14 protein-coding genes are annotated in these 14524 nt (G+C 66.1%); 4 read left to right on the forward strand and 10 right to left on the reverse strand.

Translation table 11 applies throughout. The features are described 5' to 3' along the window. Window positions 1-17 precede the first annotated feature (17 nt). The gene (locus ACIGJD_RS13035; RefSeq protein ID WP_483686547.1) at window positions 18-731 is read left to right on the forward strand and encodes a DUF4166 domain-containing protein; all 714 of its coding nucleotides are present in this window, start codon (window positions 18-20) and stop codon (window positions 729-731) included. Window positions 732-734: 3 nt separating this feature from the next. Here ACIGJD_RS13035 and ACIGJD_RS13040 read toward each other — a convergent pair whose 3' ends face one another. The 9 genes from ACIGJD_RS13040 to ACIGJD_RS13080 form a co-directional block, all read right to left on the reverse strand. Further along, window positions 735-1724, reverse strand: a complete 990-nt coding sequence (locus ACIGJD_RS13040; RefSeq protein ID WP_483689495.1) for a uroporphyrinogen decarboxylase/cobalamine-independent methonine synthase family protein — start codon at window positions 1722-1724, stop codon at window positions 735-737. 89 nt (window positions 1725-1813) lie between these two features. After that, a complete protein-coding gene (locus ACIGJD_RS13045; RefSeq protein WP_483686548.1) occupies window positions 1814-2221 on the reverse strand; it encodes a chorismate mutase in 408 nt (135 codons plus the stop codon). Window positions 2222-2321: 100 nt separating this feature from the next. Then, window positions 2322-4037 (reverse strand): ABC transporter ATP-binding protein, encoded by a 1716-nt coding sequence (locus ACIGJD_RS13050; protein ID WP_483686549.1) that lies wholly within the window; start codon window positions 4035-4037, stop codon window positions 2322-2324. After that, complete coding sequence (locus tag ACIGJD_RS13055; RefSeq protein ID WP_483686550.1) at window positions 4034-5077, reverse strand: ABC transporter permease; 1044 nt, start codon at window positions 5075-5077, stop codon at window positions 4034-4036. The genes ACIGJD_RS13050 and ACIGJD_RS13055 overlap by 4 nt, the downstream gene beginning before the upstream one ends. A gap of 2 nt (window positions 5078-5079) precedes the next feature. Then, a complete protein-coding gene (locus ACIGJD_RS13060; RefSeq protein ID WP_483686551.1) occupies window positions 5080-6171 on the reverse strand; it encodes an ABC transporter permease in 1092 nt (363 codons plus the stop codon). Between the two features lie 127 nt (window positions 6172-6298). Continuing rightward, window positions 6299-7939 (reverse strand): ABC transporter substrate-binding protein, encoded by a 1641-nt coding sequence (locus ACIGJD_RS13065; protein WP_142133274.1) that lies wholly within the window; start codon window positions 7937-7939, stop codon window positions 6299-6301. Between the two features lie 269 nt (window positions 7940-8208). Then, window positions 8209-9342, reverse strand: a complete 1134-nt coding sequence (mnmA, locus tag ACIGJD_RS13070) for a tRNA 2-thiouridine(34) synthase MnmA (RefSeq protein WP_483686552.1) — start codon at window positions 9340-9342, stop codon at window positions 8209-8211. A 130-nt stretch (window positions 9343-9472) separates the two neighbouring features. Continuing rightward, window positions 9473-10702 carry a cysteine desulfurase family protein gene (locus tag ACIGJD_RS13075; RefSeq protein ID WP_483686553.1) on the reverse strand — a complete coding sequence of 410 codons (1230 nt, stop codon included), beginning with the start codon at window positions 10700-10702 and terminating at the stop codon, window positions 9473-9475. A gap of 43 nt (window positions 10703-10745) precedes the next feature. Continuing rightward, window positions 10746-11411 (reverse strand): helix-turn-helix transcriptional regulator, encoded by a 666-nt coding sequence (locus tag ACIGJD_RS13080; RefSeq protein WP_483686554.1) that lies wholly within the window; start codon window positions 11409-11411, stop codon window positions 10746-10748. 88 nt (window positions 11412-11499) lie between these two features. Here ACIGJD_RS13080 and ACIGJD_RS13085 point away from each other — a divergent pair, with 88 nt between their 5' ends. After that, on the forward strand, window positions 11500-11922 hold the full coding sequence (locus ACIGJD_RS13085) for a hypothetical protein (protein WP_483686555.1): 423 nt from the start codon (window positions 11500-11502) through the stop codon (window positions 11920-11922). A 109-nt stretch (window positions 11923-12031) separates the two neighbouring features. Here the strand turns inward: ACIGJD_RS13085 and ACIGJD_RS13090 are convergent, their stop codons facing one another. Continuing rightward, on the reverse strand, window positions 12032-12577 hold the full coding sequence (locus ACIGJD_RS13090; protein ID WP_483686556.1) for a hypothetical protein: 546 nt from the start codon (window positions 12575-12577) through the stop codon (window positions 12032-12034). A 353-nt stretch (window positions 12578-12930) separates the two neighbouring features. Between ACIGJD_RS13090 and ACIGJD_RS13095 the strand changes: the two genes are divergently transcribed. Both ACIGJD_RS13095 and ACIGJD_RS13100 read left to right on the forward strand, forming a co-directional pair. Beyond that, window positions 12931-13872: a J domain-containing protein gene (locus tag ACIGJD_RS13095; protein WP_483686557.1), complete on the forward strand. Its 942-nt coding sequence runs from the start codon at window positions 12931-12933 to the stop codon at window positions 13870-13872. Between the two features lie 22 nt (window positions 13873-13894). Then, window positions 13895-14362, forward strand: a complete 468-nt coding sequence (locus ACIGJD_RS13100) for a tRNA (cytidine(34)-2'-O)-methyltransferase (RefSeq protein WP_483686558.1) — start codon at window positions 13895-13897, stop codon at window positions 14360-14362. Window positions 14363-14524: the final 162 nt, after the last annotated feature.

A 14524-nucleotide genomic window follows, 5' to 3' on the forward strand; every position in this document is an offset into this window, starting at 1 on the left:
AAACGGAGGTCCACTACATGAACGTCCCCATCTACCGGCAGGCCCTGGGTACGGCGTTCTCCCGGCTGCAGCCCGAGCTGCAGGAGTATTTCTCGCTGGCGCCGGGATCCGGGCACTACGGCGTGGGGGAAGGTACGTTCGACGTCGTAGGCTGCCGCCAGCGGTGGCTGCGCCCCTTGCTCCGGCTCACCGGGGGCGAAGAAGCCTTCTTTCCCGAGTACGGTGAGAACATCCCGTTCCGGATCGAGAACCACGCGCACCAGGATCCGTTCGGCCGCTCCAGCCTCACCGCCCGGCGCGAAATACGCTTCGCGGAACGCACCCGGCTTTTCCAGGACACCACAAGCGCCACCACCCGGGCCGGTGCCACCCAGCTGGTGGACTACGTGGGACGGTACCGGCGCCTGGTAACTGACTTGAACCTCAGCGTCACCCTGGAAGGAAGGCTGCGCGGCGTATCAGAAGCTTCCCGGCTCTTCCTGGGCCCGCTCCGGGTACCCCTTCCGGCAGCCCTGGACGCCAAGGCCTATGCCGAACAGTGGTGGGACCCGGCGGAGGGCAGCAACGGACGGCACCGCATCCAGGTGAAAGTTATCCAGCCACAGATCGGCTTGGTCCTGGTGTACGCGGGTGCCTTCGACTACCGGCTGCGGCCCTACAGCGGGGGCAGCTCCGCGCAGAGCTTTCTTCCCCGCTATGCCCAACCGGACCGCTGGGAAAACAGGGTCTAGCGCCTACCCCAGTACCTGCTGGTTGAGGCCGTCAGCCACCTGGGTCAGCCTGCCCAGGACCGCTGTGGCCTGTGCGGGCGTGAGACCGGCCAGTCCTGCCGAGGGCGTCACCCTGGTGGCGGCCAGCAGCGAAGCCGGAAGGCCCAGCTGGCGCCAGGGACGCCACACGGACTCCACGCAGTCGGCAACCTTGGGCAGCGGGCCGCCCGAAACCTCCAGGGCGCCTGCCCAGAACTGTTTCCCGGCCTCCACTGCTCCGGCCACCTGCTCCCACTGGCGGTTGGTCAACGCCCTCAGCGGCAACGCAACGCCGTCAGCACCCGCGGCCAGGGCCAGCTCGATCGGCGCCTCGATCTCCGGAAACGACACCACCACGTCAGCGGCACCGGCTGCGCGCAGGGCATCCAGCACCAGGCGCCAGGACTCGCGCGCTTCCGACGCAGGTACCGCCCGGAGCGTGCGGTAGCCGCTGGCGGTTGGAATGGTTCCCGCCAGCACGGAGGCGATGGCGGGCTCATCCACCTGCACCACCAAGCGGGCACCCGGAACGGCTGCCGCCACCCGCGTGAGGTAACCGCCCACTCCGGCTGCGAGGGAAGCGGCCAGATCCCGCCGGGCGCCGTGGTCCAGCAGCGCGCGCTCACCGTTGTGCAGGTACAGGCCTGCGGCAAGGCTCAGCGGGCCCACCAACTGCACCTTGAATTCGGCAGCGGAAACGTCTTCCGCCCCCGCCACATCCGCGAGCACGTTCAGGTCGGTGGATAGCGCCGATGCGGCGCGCCGCATGTCCCTGCCGGGCCGGTCCACGAGGCGCCACCCATGGGGCTGGACATCCACCGCGAGTTCCTCCAGGAGGGAGGCGGTACGGCCCAGGGCGTCGGAACCGACACCGCGGTCCGGAAGCTCGGGCAGGTACGGCAGGTGTGGGCTGCCGAGCTCGCCCCGGATAATACGGGTTGCCTCGAGAGGGTCGTCGCCCGGCCACGGACTCAGTGCCGTTGCCGTGACCTCCGTGGCTTTGTGTGAAGGGGCCGCCGCATCAGCGGGAAGCTGGGCGGACCCACCTTGGTACTGTTCCCGGCTCACGCCAGTGCGGAGGTCTGGGACTGTTGGCCGGAGGAGGCCTGGTGGTCCTCGGCGATGGCCTCGTGGTGGCGGATCACCTCACCGATGATGAAGTTGAGGAATTTTTCGGCAAATGCCGGGTCAAGGTGCGCGTCCTCGGCAAGGCGGCGCAGGCGTGCGATCTGGGCAGCTTCCCGCCCTGGGTCACCGGCGGGCAGGCGGTGTGCAGCCTTGAGGAAACCCACCTTTTGAGTGGCTTTGAAGCGTTCAGCCAGGAGATACACCAAGGTGGCATCAATGTTGTCAATGCTGGAACGGATGGACAGCAGTTCAGCCATCACCGATTCGTCCACGTGGCCTGCCAGGGAACTGGCGGTGGGATCGAAATCATCGGAGCCAGGAGGAATGGGGTTGTGCTGCGTCATGGCTCCAGTCTATGGGAGCCGACGGAATCACCGCGGGGTGTGAAGCGCCGGTGCCGGCAGCCTGCCGGCACCGGCGCTTCACTGCGTGACGCACTGCAGGTCAGATGCCCAGGAGCGCCCGGTGCTCCTCCCGGCGTTTCGCCTGTTCGGCCGGGTCAGGAACGGGCAGGGATGCAATCAGCCGCCGCGTGTAGTCATGCTGCGGGTTGCCCATCACCTGGCTGCCGATACCCTGCTCCACCAGCTTGCCCTTGTACAACACGCCAACCCAGGAGGACAGGATGTCCACCACCGCAAGATCGTGGCTGATGAAGAGGCAGCCGAACCCAAACTCCTCCTGAATGTCCCTGAACAGCTCCAGGACCTTCGCCTGCACCGAAACGTCCAGGGCCGACGTCGGCTCATCCGCTATCAGCAGCCGGGGGTTCAGGCTCAGGGCACGCGCCAGTGATGCCCGCTGCCGCTGGCCGCCGGACAGCTCGTGCGGGTAACGCCCCGCGTACGACGCCGGCAGCTGGACTGATTCGAGCAGCTCACCAACGCGCTTGCGCGCCTGGGCATCGCTTGGCCTCGTGTGGATGAGCATCGGCTCTGCAATGCACTCGCCAATGGTCAGCTGCGGGTTGAAGGAGGCGGCCGGGTCCTGGAACACGAAGCCAATATCCTTGCGCAGCGGCTTGAAAGTGCGCTCGCGAAGGTTCAGCATCTCGTAGCCCAGCACCTTGAGGCTCCCGCCGGTGGTGCGGTTGAGCCCGGCGATGGCGCGGCCGATGGTGGTCTTTCCGGACCCTGACTCCCCCACGAGGCCAAACACCTCGCCCTTGGACAGGGTGAAACTGACACCATCCACGGCTTTGAAGGCGGGCGCCCCAAGCCGCCCCGGGTACTCGATCTCCAGGTTGTCGGCAGCCACCAGCACTTCCTCATCCTGGTGGCGGCGTTCGGTCAGGCCCGCCGACGCCGAGTTGCGGCCCAGGTGCGGCACCGCGGCAAGGAGGTTGCGGGTGTATTCCTGCCTTGGTTCGGCGAACAGCGTCTTCGCAGGAGCTTCCTCCACGACGTCGCCCTGGTACATCACCACCACACGGTCCGCCAGGTCCGCCACCACGCCCATGTTGTGCGTGATCAATACGATCGAGGTGCCGTACTTGTCCCGCAGGTCCCGGAGGAGTTCCAGGATTTCGGCCTGGACGGTGACATCCAGGGCGGTGGTGGGTTCGTCGGCAACAATGAGGCCGGGGTTCAGCGCCAGCGCCGCGGCGATCACCACCCGCTGCTTCTGCCCGCCGGAGAACTGGTGCGGGTAGTAGTTGACACGGTGTTCGGGATCGGGGATGCCCACCTTGCGCAGGGCCTCGATGCCGCGGGCTTTGGCTTCCTTCGCGGACACCCGTCCCCCGCCGTTCGCTCCCGCATGGGCACGGATGCCTTCGGCGATCTGCCACCCCACCGTAAACACGGGGTTCAGGGCGGTGGACGGTTCCTGGAACACCATGGCCACGTCGCGGCCGCGGATCTGGCGCAGCCGCCCCGGGCTGAGGCTGATGACGTTGGCGCCGTTGATCAGCACCGCGCCCGAACTCACGGCAGTTTCCGGAAGCAGGCCCAGGATGGTTTTCGCGGTCACCGTTTTACCGGAGCCGGACTCGCCAACGATGGCCAGCACCTCGCCGGCCCTGACCTCCAGGCTGACATCCTTGACGGCGCGCACGTCACCGCCGTCCGTGGCGAACGTGACTTTCAGGTGGTCGATGTCCAGGACTGTTTTACGGTCCTGGTCCTGCTGGTCAGACAGTGAACCGAGGTTTTCGCTCACGGGTTGCTCAATTCTGTTTCGGGGCCGGATCCGCCGGAAGCAGCGGTTGCAGCGGGAGCGGCCGGCGTAGCGCCGATGCCCTTGCGGCCGCTGCGTCTGCGGCCGCGGAGGCGCGGATCGTTGAGGTCGTTGATGCTTTCGCCCACCAGCGTCAACCCAAGGACTGTCCAGACGATGGCCAGGCCTGGGAAAAGGCCCGTCCACCAGATGCCCGATGTGGTGTCCGCGAGCGCCTTGTTCAGGTCAAAGCCCCATTCCGCTGCAGAGCTCGGTTCGATGCCGAAGCCCAGGAAGCCCAGCCCGGCCAGCGTCAGGATGGCTTCGGACGCGTTGAGGGTGAAGATCAGCGGCAAGGTGCGGGTGGCGTTGCGGTAGATGTGCCGGGTCATGATGCGGATGTTCGACGCGCCCACCACTTTGGCGGACTCGACGAAGGGTTCCGCCTTGAGGCGGATGGTCTCTGCCCTGATCACCCTGAAGTACTGCGGGATGAACACCACCGTGATGGAGATGGCAGCGGCCAGGATCCCGCCGAACAGGCTGGACTGTCCACCGCTAATGACGATGGCCATCACGATGGCAACCAGCAGTGACGGGAACGCATAGATCGCGTCGGCCACCACCACGAGGACACGGTCCAGCCACCCGCCGATGTAACCGCTCACCAAACCGAGGATGACGCCGGCGAAAATGGAGAGGACCACGGCCACGATGATGACCAGGAGAGCCGTCTGAGTTCCCCAAATGACCCGCGAGAGGACGTCGTAGCCGCCTACCGTGGTGCCCAGGAGGTGTTTGCCCCCTGGGGCCTGCTGGGTGGGGAAGCTGCCGTCAGCGTCGGACAGCTGCGCGAAGCCGTAGGGCGCCAGCAGTGGTGCGGCCAGCGCGGTGATCAGGAAGATGCCGGTGAGGACCAGGCCCACCACCAGCATGAAGCGCTGCAGGCCGACGCTCTTGTTGAAGTGCGAAACAACCGGCAGCCGCCGGAACATGGAAGTCCGCGGATTGGCGACGGGTTCGAGGGTTGCATTGGCAGACATTCTTAGTACCTCACGCGGGGGTCGATCAGCGCGGCGATGATGTCCACGATGAAGTTGGTGACGGCGACGATGACGGCCAGCAGCACCACAATGCCCTGGACGGCCACGAAGTCGCGCGCCGTGAGGTAGTTGGCCAGCTGGAAACCAAGGCCTTTCCATTCGAAGGTGGTCTCGGTCAGCACCGCTCCCCCGAGGAGGACAGCGATCTGCAGGCCCATGACCGTGATGATCGGAATCAGGGCCGGTTTGTAGGCATGCTTGGTGACCAGGCGGAACTCGCTGACGCCGCGTGAGCGGCCGGCTTCAACGTAGTCCTTTCCGAGCGTGCCGATGACGTTGGTCCGGACCAGGCGCAGGAAGACGCCGGCCGTCAGGAATCCCAGAGCCAGCGCGGGAAGGACGGCGTGGGACATCACATCGCTGAAGGCGGCCATGTTGCCGCTGCGCAGGGCGTCCAGCCAGTAGATGCCGGTAGGAGCTTCCAGTGCGGTGAGGGACAGCTCGGTCCTGGTGCCGGCTCGGCCGGCGACGGGAAGCCAGCCCAGCCACACCGAGAACACCAGCTTGAGCAGCATGCCGGCGAAGAAAACCGGGGTGGCGTAGAAGAGGATGGCCAGGATCCGGAGCACGGCGTCCGGGAGGTGGTCACGCCGGTGCGCGGCCACCATGCCGAGCGGGATTCCCACCAGCAGGGCGACGATGAGGGCGTTGATGGCCAACTCCAGTGTGGCCGAGCCGTAGGTGGTCAGCATCTCGGTGACCTGGCGGTTGTCCGAGAGCGTTGTGCCGAAGTTTCCTGTGACCAGCTGGCCCAGGTATTCGAAGTACTGCACGATCAGCGGCCGGTCATAGCCGGCGGCGTGGATCCGTTCCTGCAGCTGGTCCGGGGGCAGCCGGCCGCCCATGGCGGCCGTGATGGGGTCCCCGGTGATCCGCATGAGGAAGAAGACCATCGTGACGAGAATGAGGATGGTTGGGAAAATCAGAAGGAAGCGGACCAGGATGTACTGGCCCAGCCCTCCGCCTGCCTGCTTTTTCTTGGGCGGAAGGAGTGCGTCCGCGTCACTGGGTGGCGCGTCAATCAAAGTTGTCATCGGTACCTGGATTCGTGGTGACCGGGAGCCAGCAGTCCCCTCGGTGCTGGCTGATGACCGGCAAAAGGCGGGACACCGTTGCGGCGTCCCGCCTCTGGCCTGTCAGAGCCCGATGGGGGTGGAGTGCCTACTTGGACAGGACGCCAAGGCGGGTCTTGAAGGAAGGATCAAGGGTCTTTTCGACGCCCTTGACATCTTTCCCCGCCACCAGCAGCTGCGAGCCCTGGAGAAGCGGCAGGGTGGAAAGGTCCTTGGCCACAGCCGTCTGGACATCGCCGATCAGCTTCTGGCGCTCGGTCTTGTCCGGGGTGGTGAGCTGCTTCTGCACCAGGTCCGTGACGGTCGGGTTCTCGTAGTGGTTCTTCAGGAAGTTGCCGGGGATGAAGAACGGCGTGAGGTAGTTGTCAGCATCGGAGTAGTCCGGGAACCACCCCAGCTGGTACACCGGGTAGGCGTCGGCGGTGCGTGCCTTGGAGTAGGTCACCCACTCGGTGGACTGCAGGTCCACGGTGAACAGGCCTGACTTCTCCAGCTGCTCTTTCACCATGGCGTACTCGTCGCCGGAGGACTTGCCGTAGTGGTCCGGGTTGTACTGCAGCTTGATGTTGACCGGACCGGTGATGCCGGCATCGGACAGGGTCTTCTTGGCCTTGTCCAGGCTCGGCTTGCCGCTGCCGTCGCCGTACATCTCCTTCATGGGCTGGGTTGCACCCGGCAGGCCGTCAGCGACCACTGAGTACGCGGGAACGTAGGTTCCCTTGTAGACCTGGTCGGAGATGGCCTGGCGGTCCACGATGTCAGCCATGGCCTGGCGGACCGCCAGGGCCTTGGCTGGGTTGGCTTCCGGCGTCTTGGCGCCGAAGGGCATGGTGTCGAAGTTGAAGACGATGTAGCGGAGCTCACCACCCGGGCCCTTGTAGACCTTAACCTTGGAGTCCTTGTCCAGGTCCGCGGCGTCGGTTGCGGTCAGGCTGCGGCCGGCAACGTCGATGTTGCCACCCTGGACGTCCAGCTTCAGGTTGTTGGAGTCCGCGTAGTACTTGATGACGGCGCTGTCGTTGGCGGGCTTGCCCAGCAGTCCGTTGTAGTCCGGGTTGCTCTTGAGGCTGACAAGTTCGTTCTTCTTGTAGGAATCGATGGTGTAGGGGCCTGCGAAGGGCTTGCCGGCGACGATGTCTTCATCGCTCATCACTTTGTCGGCCGGGAAGACTTCCTCGTCCACGATCGGCCCGGTGTTGGTACCCAGGACGCTGGGGAACACCTGGTCATTGCCGGCCTTGAGGGTGAACACCACCGTGGTGTCATCCTTGGCTTCAACCGACTTGAGGTTGGACAGCAGGGAGGCGGGACCGTTGGGATCGTCAATCTTCACCACGCGGTCGTAGGAGAATTTCACATCCGAGGCGGTCAGGGCGTGCCCGTTGGCGAACTTCAGGTTGGGCTTAAGCTTCACCGTGAACTCCGTCGGCGAGGTAAAGGACGCGGACTCAGCGATGTCCGGGCTGACTTCAGCTGAGCCGGGCTTGGAGTTCATCAGGAAGGGGTAGACCTGGTTCATCACCAGGAAGGACCCGGCGTCATAGGAGCCGGCGGGGTCGAGGGTGACGACCTTGTCGGTCGTTCCAAAAGTGATGGCACCGCCACCGGCGCTTCCGCCGCTCGACGTTCCACCGCCGCCGCCCGATGGCCCGGTGCAGGCTGTCAGGGCCAGGGCGGAAATGCCTGCCAGCGCGATGGCGCGGTGCAGGCCAGTTGTGCTCTTGATCATCTGTGAACTTTCTGTCCGATGAGTACGCGCCCACCGGAGACACGGGCAATGTTGTACCCCTGCCCCGGCGGGCAGTGCTGATCCCCTGATTCAATCAGAGAGTCAGCCCTCAAGACCGCCAATTCCGTGACTTGAAACACAAAATTTATCTCATTGGTACTGTTGCCCACTGGCCGGACAGAGCCTGCTGGCGCCGGCCCGCATAAAGTTCCGGGGACGGCAAGGCACTGCCCCGGTGATACCCGGAACAGTGCCTTGGATCGAACAAGTTACAGGGCGGCCCGCTGGAGCGAGCGCGCAGCGTCAATGGTTGCCTGGCCCAGCACCCTGGTGCCCTGGTACAGGACCACGGTCTGGCCGGGAGCCACGCCCCGCAGCGGTGTCACCACCCGGACCACCAACTGGCTTGCCGCAGTGCCGTCCGCGGCGGGCTCCATCCACGCCGTCGCCGGCACCGGATCCCCATGGGCCCGCACCTGTGCGTAGCAGTCGAATTCGGCTCCGGTTTCCACTTCTGCGATGGGAAGGCCTGCCCAGGACACCTTGATGCCGCGGATCTCATCGATGGCCAGCAGCGCTGCGGGGCCCACCACTACCTTGTTTTCCTTGGGCCGGATTTCCAGCACGAAGCGGGGCTTGCCGTCAGCAGCAGGAGTCCCCAGCTTGAGTCCGCGCCGCTGGCCGACAGTGAACGCGTTGGCACCCGGGTGCTCCCCCACCTTGGCTCCTGTCTCATCCACGATGTCGCCGCTGGTCATGTCGATCTTTTCGGCAAGCCAGCCCGCGGTGTCGCCGTCGGGGATGAAGCAGATGTCGTGGCTGTCCGGCTTGTTGGCCACCGACAGGCCGCGCCGCTCCGCTTCGGCCCGCACCTCGGCCTTTGAGGGGGTGTCCGCCAGCGGGAACATGGAGTGCTTGAGCTGTTCGTGTGTGAGGACGCCCAGGACGTAGCTCTGGTCCTTGGCCCAGTCGGCAGCGCGGTGCAGTTCCCGGTTGCCGTCGGCGTCCTCGATGACCTTTGCGTAGTGCCCGGTGCAGACGGCGTCGAAGCCCAGGGCGATGGCCTTCTCCAGCAGGGCGGCGAACTTGATGCGCTCGTTGCAGCGCATGCAGGGGTTGGGCGTTCTGCCGGCCGCGTATTCGTCGATGAAGTCCTGGACGACGTCTTCCTTGAAGCGCTCGGAAAAATCCCACACGTAGTAGGGAATGCCGAGCACGTCGCAGGCACGCCACGCGTCGCGGGAGTCCTCGATGGTGCAGCATCCGCGGCTGCCGGTGCGCAGGGTTCCGGGCATGCGCGACAGGGCCAGGTGGACGCCGACGACGTCGTGCCCGGCCTCCACCGCGCGGGCGGCGGCAACAGCGGAGTCAACTCCGCCGCTCATGGCTGCTAGTACTCGCATGCTGGCTTTCTGTTGGGGGATGCTTGCTCTCCGGGGCCGCAATGAATCGGCCGCAGCGGCGGCGGAAACGATCTTCGACTATCCATTCTACGGCTGCAGGCAAATCGGCCGGAAAAAGTATGGGTGAAGGTCACGCCCCGCCCGGCACCTGCCGTGCCACGGTCCCTGCGGTCTGGATCGAGGACTCATGCCCAGCCATGCCCGCCTGGCGCGCACGGGCATAAGCTTCAGGCAGAGCCGCAAGCAGGGCGTCGACGTCGGCTTCGGTGGAAGCGTGCCCCAGGCTGAAGCGCTGGGCTCCGCGCGCCGTTTCCTCGTCCAGCCCCATGGCCAGCAGCACGTGGGAGGGCCGGGGCACGCCGGCCGTGCACGCCGACCCGGTGGACGATTCGATGCCCGCCAGGTCAAGCAGGAACAGCAGCGAGTCCCCTTCGCAGCCGGGAAACGTGAAATGGGCGTTGCCGGGAAGCCGGCCGCCGCCGGGCGCACCGCGAAGGACTGCTTCCGGCACCCGTTCACGGACGCCGTCGATCAGCCTGTCCCGCAGCGCGGCGATCCGTGCCGACTCCGTGGGAAGCGCTGCCGTGACAGCTTCCGCGGCTGCAGCGAAGGCAGCAATGGAAGCGGTGTCCAGGGTGCCGGAGCGGACGTCGCGTTCCTGCCCGCCGCCATGCTGCACGGGCGTCAATTTCACCGCCCGTCCCAGCAGGAGTGCCCCCACCCCGACGGGACCCCCGATTTTGTGCCCGGAGATGGACATGGCGTCCAGGCCGGAATCCTTGAAGTGCACCGGCACCGAGCCGAACGCCTGGACTGCATCGGAATGCACCGGGACGCCCGCACCATGGGCCAGTTCAACGATGTGCCGGACCGGCTGGATGGTGCCCACCTCATTGTTGGCCCACATGACGGTCACCAGCGCCACGCTGCCCGGGTCGCGCGCAAGTTCAGTTTCGATCGCGTTGAGGTCCAGCACCCCTTCGCCGTCCACCGGCAGCCAGGTCACCTGGGCGCCTTCGTGGCGCTCAAGCCATTCCACGGTGTCAAGGACCGCGTGGTGTTCGACGGCGGAACAAAGGATGCGCCGCCGTCGGGGGTCTTCTGCCACCCGGGACCAGTACATGCCCTTCACCGCGAGATTGTCCGACTCGGTGCCTCCCGAGGTGAAGATCACCTCCGAGGGGTGGGCTCCCGCCGCCGCGGCAATGGCCTCCCGCGCATCCTCCACGGCGCGGCGGGCACGCCGGCCGGACCCATGCAGCGATGAGGGGTTGCCGGTCCGCGCGAGTTCCCGGGTCAAGGCGGCGAGCGCGGCACCGGAAAGCGGCGTGGTGGCGGCATGATCGAGGTAGGCGGGCATCCTCCAATTCTATCGTCCCGCGCCCCGGCTCCGGGGGGCGCCGTTAGCCGGCGCCCTTGATCCGGGCACAGCAATGACCGGGTCCGGAGGCCCCGGCAACCCGGTCCTCGGGACTGCCGCAGCCAACCGCCGCCCCCCGCAGGAAGGCACCGTTCATGTCGCACACCACTGTTGCGTGGGCCCGCGAAAGCCTATGGAAGGGGCAGTTGGGCAGCAGGTAGCCGCCCTCACCATCAGGCTGTGGCTGGTAGCCCGCTTCCGACAGGAAATCCTCCAGCCCGCCGGCCGCTTCTGCGAGCTCCCGGCCCTTCCGGAACGCGATGTGGCGCAGTGACTCCCCCACTGGCCCGCCTTCGGCCTGCGAAGACTCGATGGCAGCCGCCATCAGTTCGCCGGCAAGGTCATAGTTCCGGTCCGGCACGGAGGCTCCCACTTCACCGCCCACCGGCCGGTACATCTTGGCCGGACGTCCCGACCCTGGCCCCGTCCTGCCCGCGGGCTTATGGAACTCCACGGCCAGCAGTCCATCCTGGACCAGCCTGTCGAGGTGGAAGGAAACGGTGCTCCGCGCCATGCCTGCCGCCTCGGCCACTTCATCCCGCCCCATGGGCCGGCGTGACGCCGCCACCAGCTCGAACAGCTGCAACCTCTTGTCATCCGTGAGTGAAGCGACTGCGGCGATCCTGTCCGCCCAGGGAAGTCGGTACATGGTGCCTCCAAATCCAAATACAAGATCTATTGATTATAGAACAGGAGCTTTCTAAAATTACGATACCTACTTTTAGAAGGAGTACACCATGAAATCAGCATCGGCAGTGCGCACCCAGCATGCACTCGCCACCATGCCGGCGGCACGGCAGGCCTTCCTGCTGCTGCGCACCGTCTTTACCGTTGCACCCATCCTTTTCGGCCTGGACAAGTTCACGAACATCCTCACCCAGTGGACCGTCTACCTGGCGCCCCAGGCCACCGCGGTGGTGCCGCTGCCTCCCCAGACCTTCATGTATGTCGTCGGGGTGGTGGAGATCATCGCTGGCGTGGTTGTGGCGGTGCGGCCAAAGTACGGCTCACTGCTGGTGGCCGCCTGGCTGGCTGGAATCATCATCAACCTGCTGCTGCTGGGAAGCTTCTACGACGTTGCCCTGCGGGACTTCGGGCTCCTGGTAGGCGCCCTGGCCCTCAACCGGCTGTCAGCGGAGACCAGTCGGTCCGCCGTGTAGCCCGTTCTGTCCGCGGAAGCGGGTGTTCCGTGCAAAGAATCCGCCGGCAGCTGTGCCCTCCAGCCGCCGGCGGCCTTGTGCCGGCTGGCCGACCTGCCAACTGGCCACGTCAAGCACCGGGAGGAAGCAGCGGCATGTAGCGGCGGACGTCGTTGCGCGCTGATGCCAACGCCGCCGCATCCGGGCAGGACACCGATATATAGGCCGACGAATCCGCCATACCAAAAACCCTCGCCAGCACCGCAGTGAACCGTCCGCCCGGGGCCGCCTGCTCCAGCACCAGCACTTCGACGTTCTTGCCCGGAGCATCCGGGGTGCCGCCCCACTGCAATGTTTCCGTCTTCAAATACGAGGGCTGGATGGTGCCGTCCAGGTACTGGAAAAGCGCAATGGTGGAGTCCCTGTCCCCGCCCCGCGCCAGCGGAGCCTGGCCTGTACTGACACGGGCCGCGACAACGCAGCCATCCGTCTTTGCGTATTGGCTGGCACCGGCCACGTTTTCCTTTTCGAGCTTCCAGCCCGGCGCGCCTTTCAGCTCATCAGAGATGCCCACCGGCACTCCGGGCGCGAGCGTCCCGCCGGCAGCGAAGGGCAGGTCCCGCGCCGCTACGGCGGCGGCGTCGTATCCAGGGGTGATGGTGGGAGTGGCCAGCACCGGAGTGTCTGACTTTGCGGCCGGTACGGAAGGATCCGGAACACCTACGCTGCAGCCGCCCAAGAGCACAGCGCAGAGGCATGCGAAGGCGAGCGGCACTCCCCTATGCCGTGCCCTGCCGGGCCGCCCAGCCGTCGTCGGCATTTCCATTTCCACCCCTGTTTGTTTCCTTCCGGCCGCGGGTCCCCGTTCAGCCGCGCAGGCACGAGTCTAGACTCCGGTCCGCCGGGAACCCGCAAGCACCCGGCGTTCGTTGTCACGGCATGGCCGCCTCAAGTGCTGGCTAGACTGGGCGGGCACCGGTTTTCCCCGACGGAAAACCGGAAGCCGCGCATGACGAAAAGGAAGAATGCTTGACCGAGAGCAGCAGCTCCCACTACCAGGTCCTTCGCGTGGCCGTCACCGCCACCGACAAGGAAATCAAGGTGGCCTACCGCCGCGCGGCCCGGGTTGCGCATCCGGACCACGGCGGTGATGCCGCAACCTTCCGGCGCGTGACTGCTGCCTACGAGACCCTGATCGATCCGCAGCGGCGGAAAGCCTACGACCGGTCCTACGGCGCCGGTCCAGTCCGCGGCGCTGCGCCCGACGACGGCGCCCACTTTGATGCCCCGGCCGCCAGAAGCAGGGCGTCGGCGACCGTCCGGAGGCCAGGCAACGGCAGGAACACCGCAGGCGATCCGCCGATCTACGTTCCGCCGTACGAAGGAAACGACGTTCCCCTCATCCCCCTGGCCCAAGCCCGCCAGCAGGTTCACGGGATGCCGCGGAAACGCGGCGTCTTTGGTGCTGAGGCCCGGATCCAGCGGGAAATGCGCACCGTGCAGCTGCTGACCCGGCAGGTGCTGCCGGCCATTCCCGCCGCCCGGCTCATCAACGGACTGCAATCCCCGGCGGACAACAGCCACATCGACCATGCGATCCTCGCCGGCTACCGGCTGGCCCTGGTCAACTCCATGCTCCTGCCCAGGGGCGCCTACGCCTGGGACGGCAGGACGCTCAACCATGGCGGCCGTTCCGTGGCGCCTCCGCAGCTGGCGCGAGTGGTGTGGGCCATGCAGGAAATCTTCCCTGAGCTCAACGTCACCGGATGGACGGTGGTGCACGGTCCGGACGGAAACCTCCATGAACCCGTGATCGACCACCACCGGCGACCGGCCGGTGCCCTGGAGACCGTCCAGATCGTGAACGCGGCGGGGATGGTGCGGGGCCTGAAGGATTTCCTTGCCTCCGGGCCCGCACCCAACACGGTGAACGTCGCAGTCCTGGCCAGGCTGCTGCGCGGCATGCACTGACGGTGGTGGCTAGGATGGGGAGGTGTTCCGCATCCTTTTCCATGAACCAGAGATTCCCGGCAATACCGGCAACGCCATCCGCCTCGCCGCCATCACGGGTGCCGAACTGCACCTGGTGGAACCTCTTGGCTTCGACTTTTCCGACGCCAAGCTGCGCCGGGCCGGGCTGGACTACCACGACCTCGCCGTCGTGACCGTGCACAAGACCATCGAGGACGCCTGGCAGCACCTCCAGCCCGAGCGCGTCTACGCGTTCACCTCTGACGGCACCACCAGCTACACGGACATCGCCTACGCCCCGGGCGACGTCCTGATGTTTGGCCGCGAATCCGTCGGGCTGCCGGCGGAACTGAAGAACGATGCCCACGTGACTGCCACGGTGCGGCTGCCCATGTTGCCGGCCCTGCGTTCCCTCAACCTGGCCAATGCCGCCTCCATCGCTGTCTATGAGGCCTGGCGCCAGCAGGGATTTGCGGGGGCAAGGCTTTAGGATCCCGCTCCGCATCACGGAAAATCTTTACCCGCCGTCCCATCCGCGCCCTGCCCAGCTCCGAACAGCTTCTGTAGGCAGTCGAGCGGACCAGGACCAAGGAGCGGCAGGTGACACTACTGGAGGCAGGATCCAGGCCGGACAGCCGCAGCCGGCACGGCA

This window comes from Arthrobacter sp. E1SS-5 (assembly GCF_057073715.1).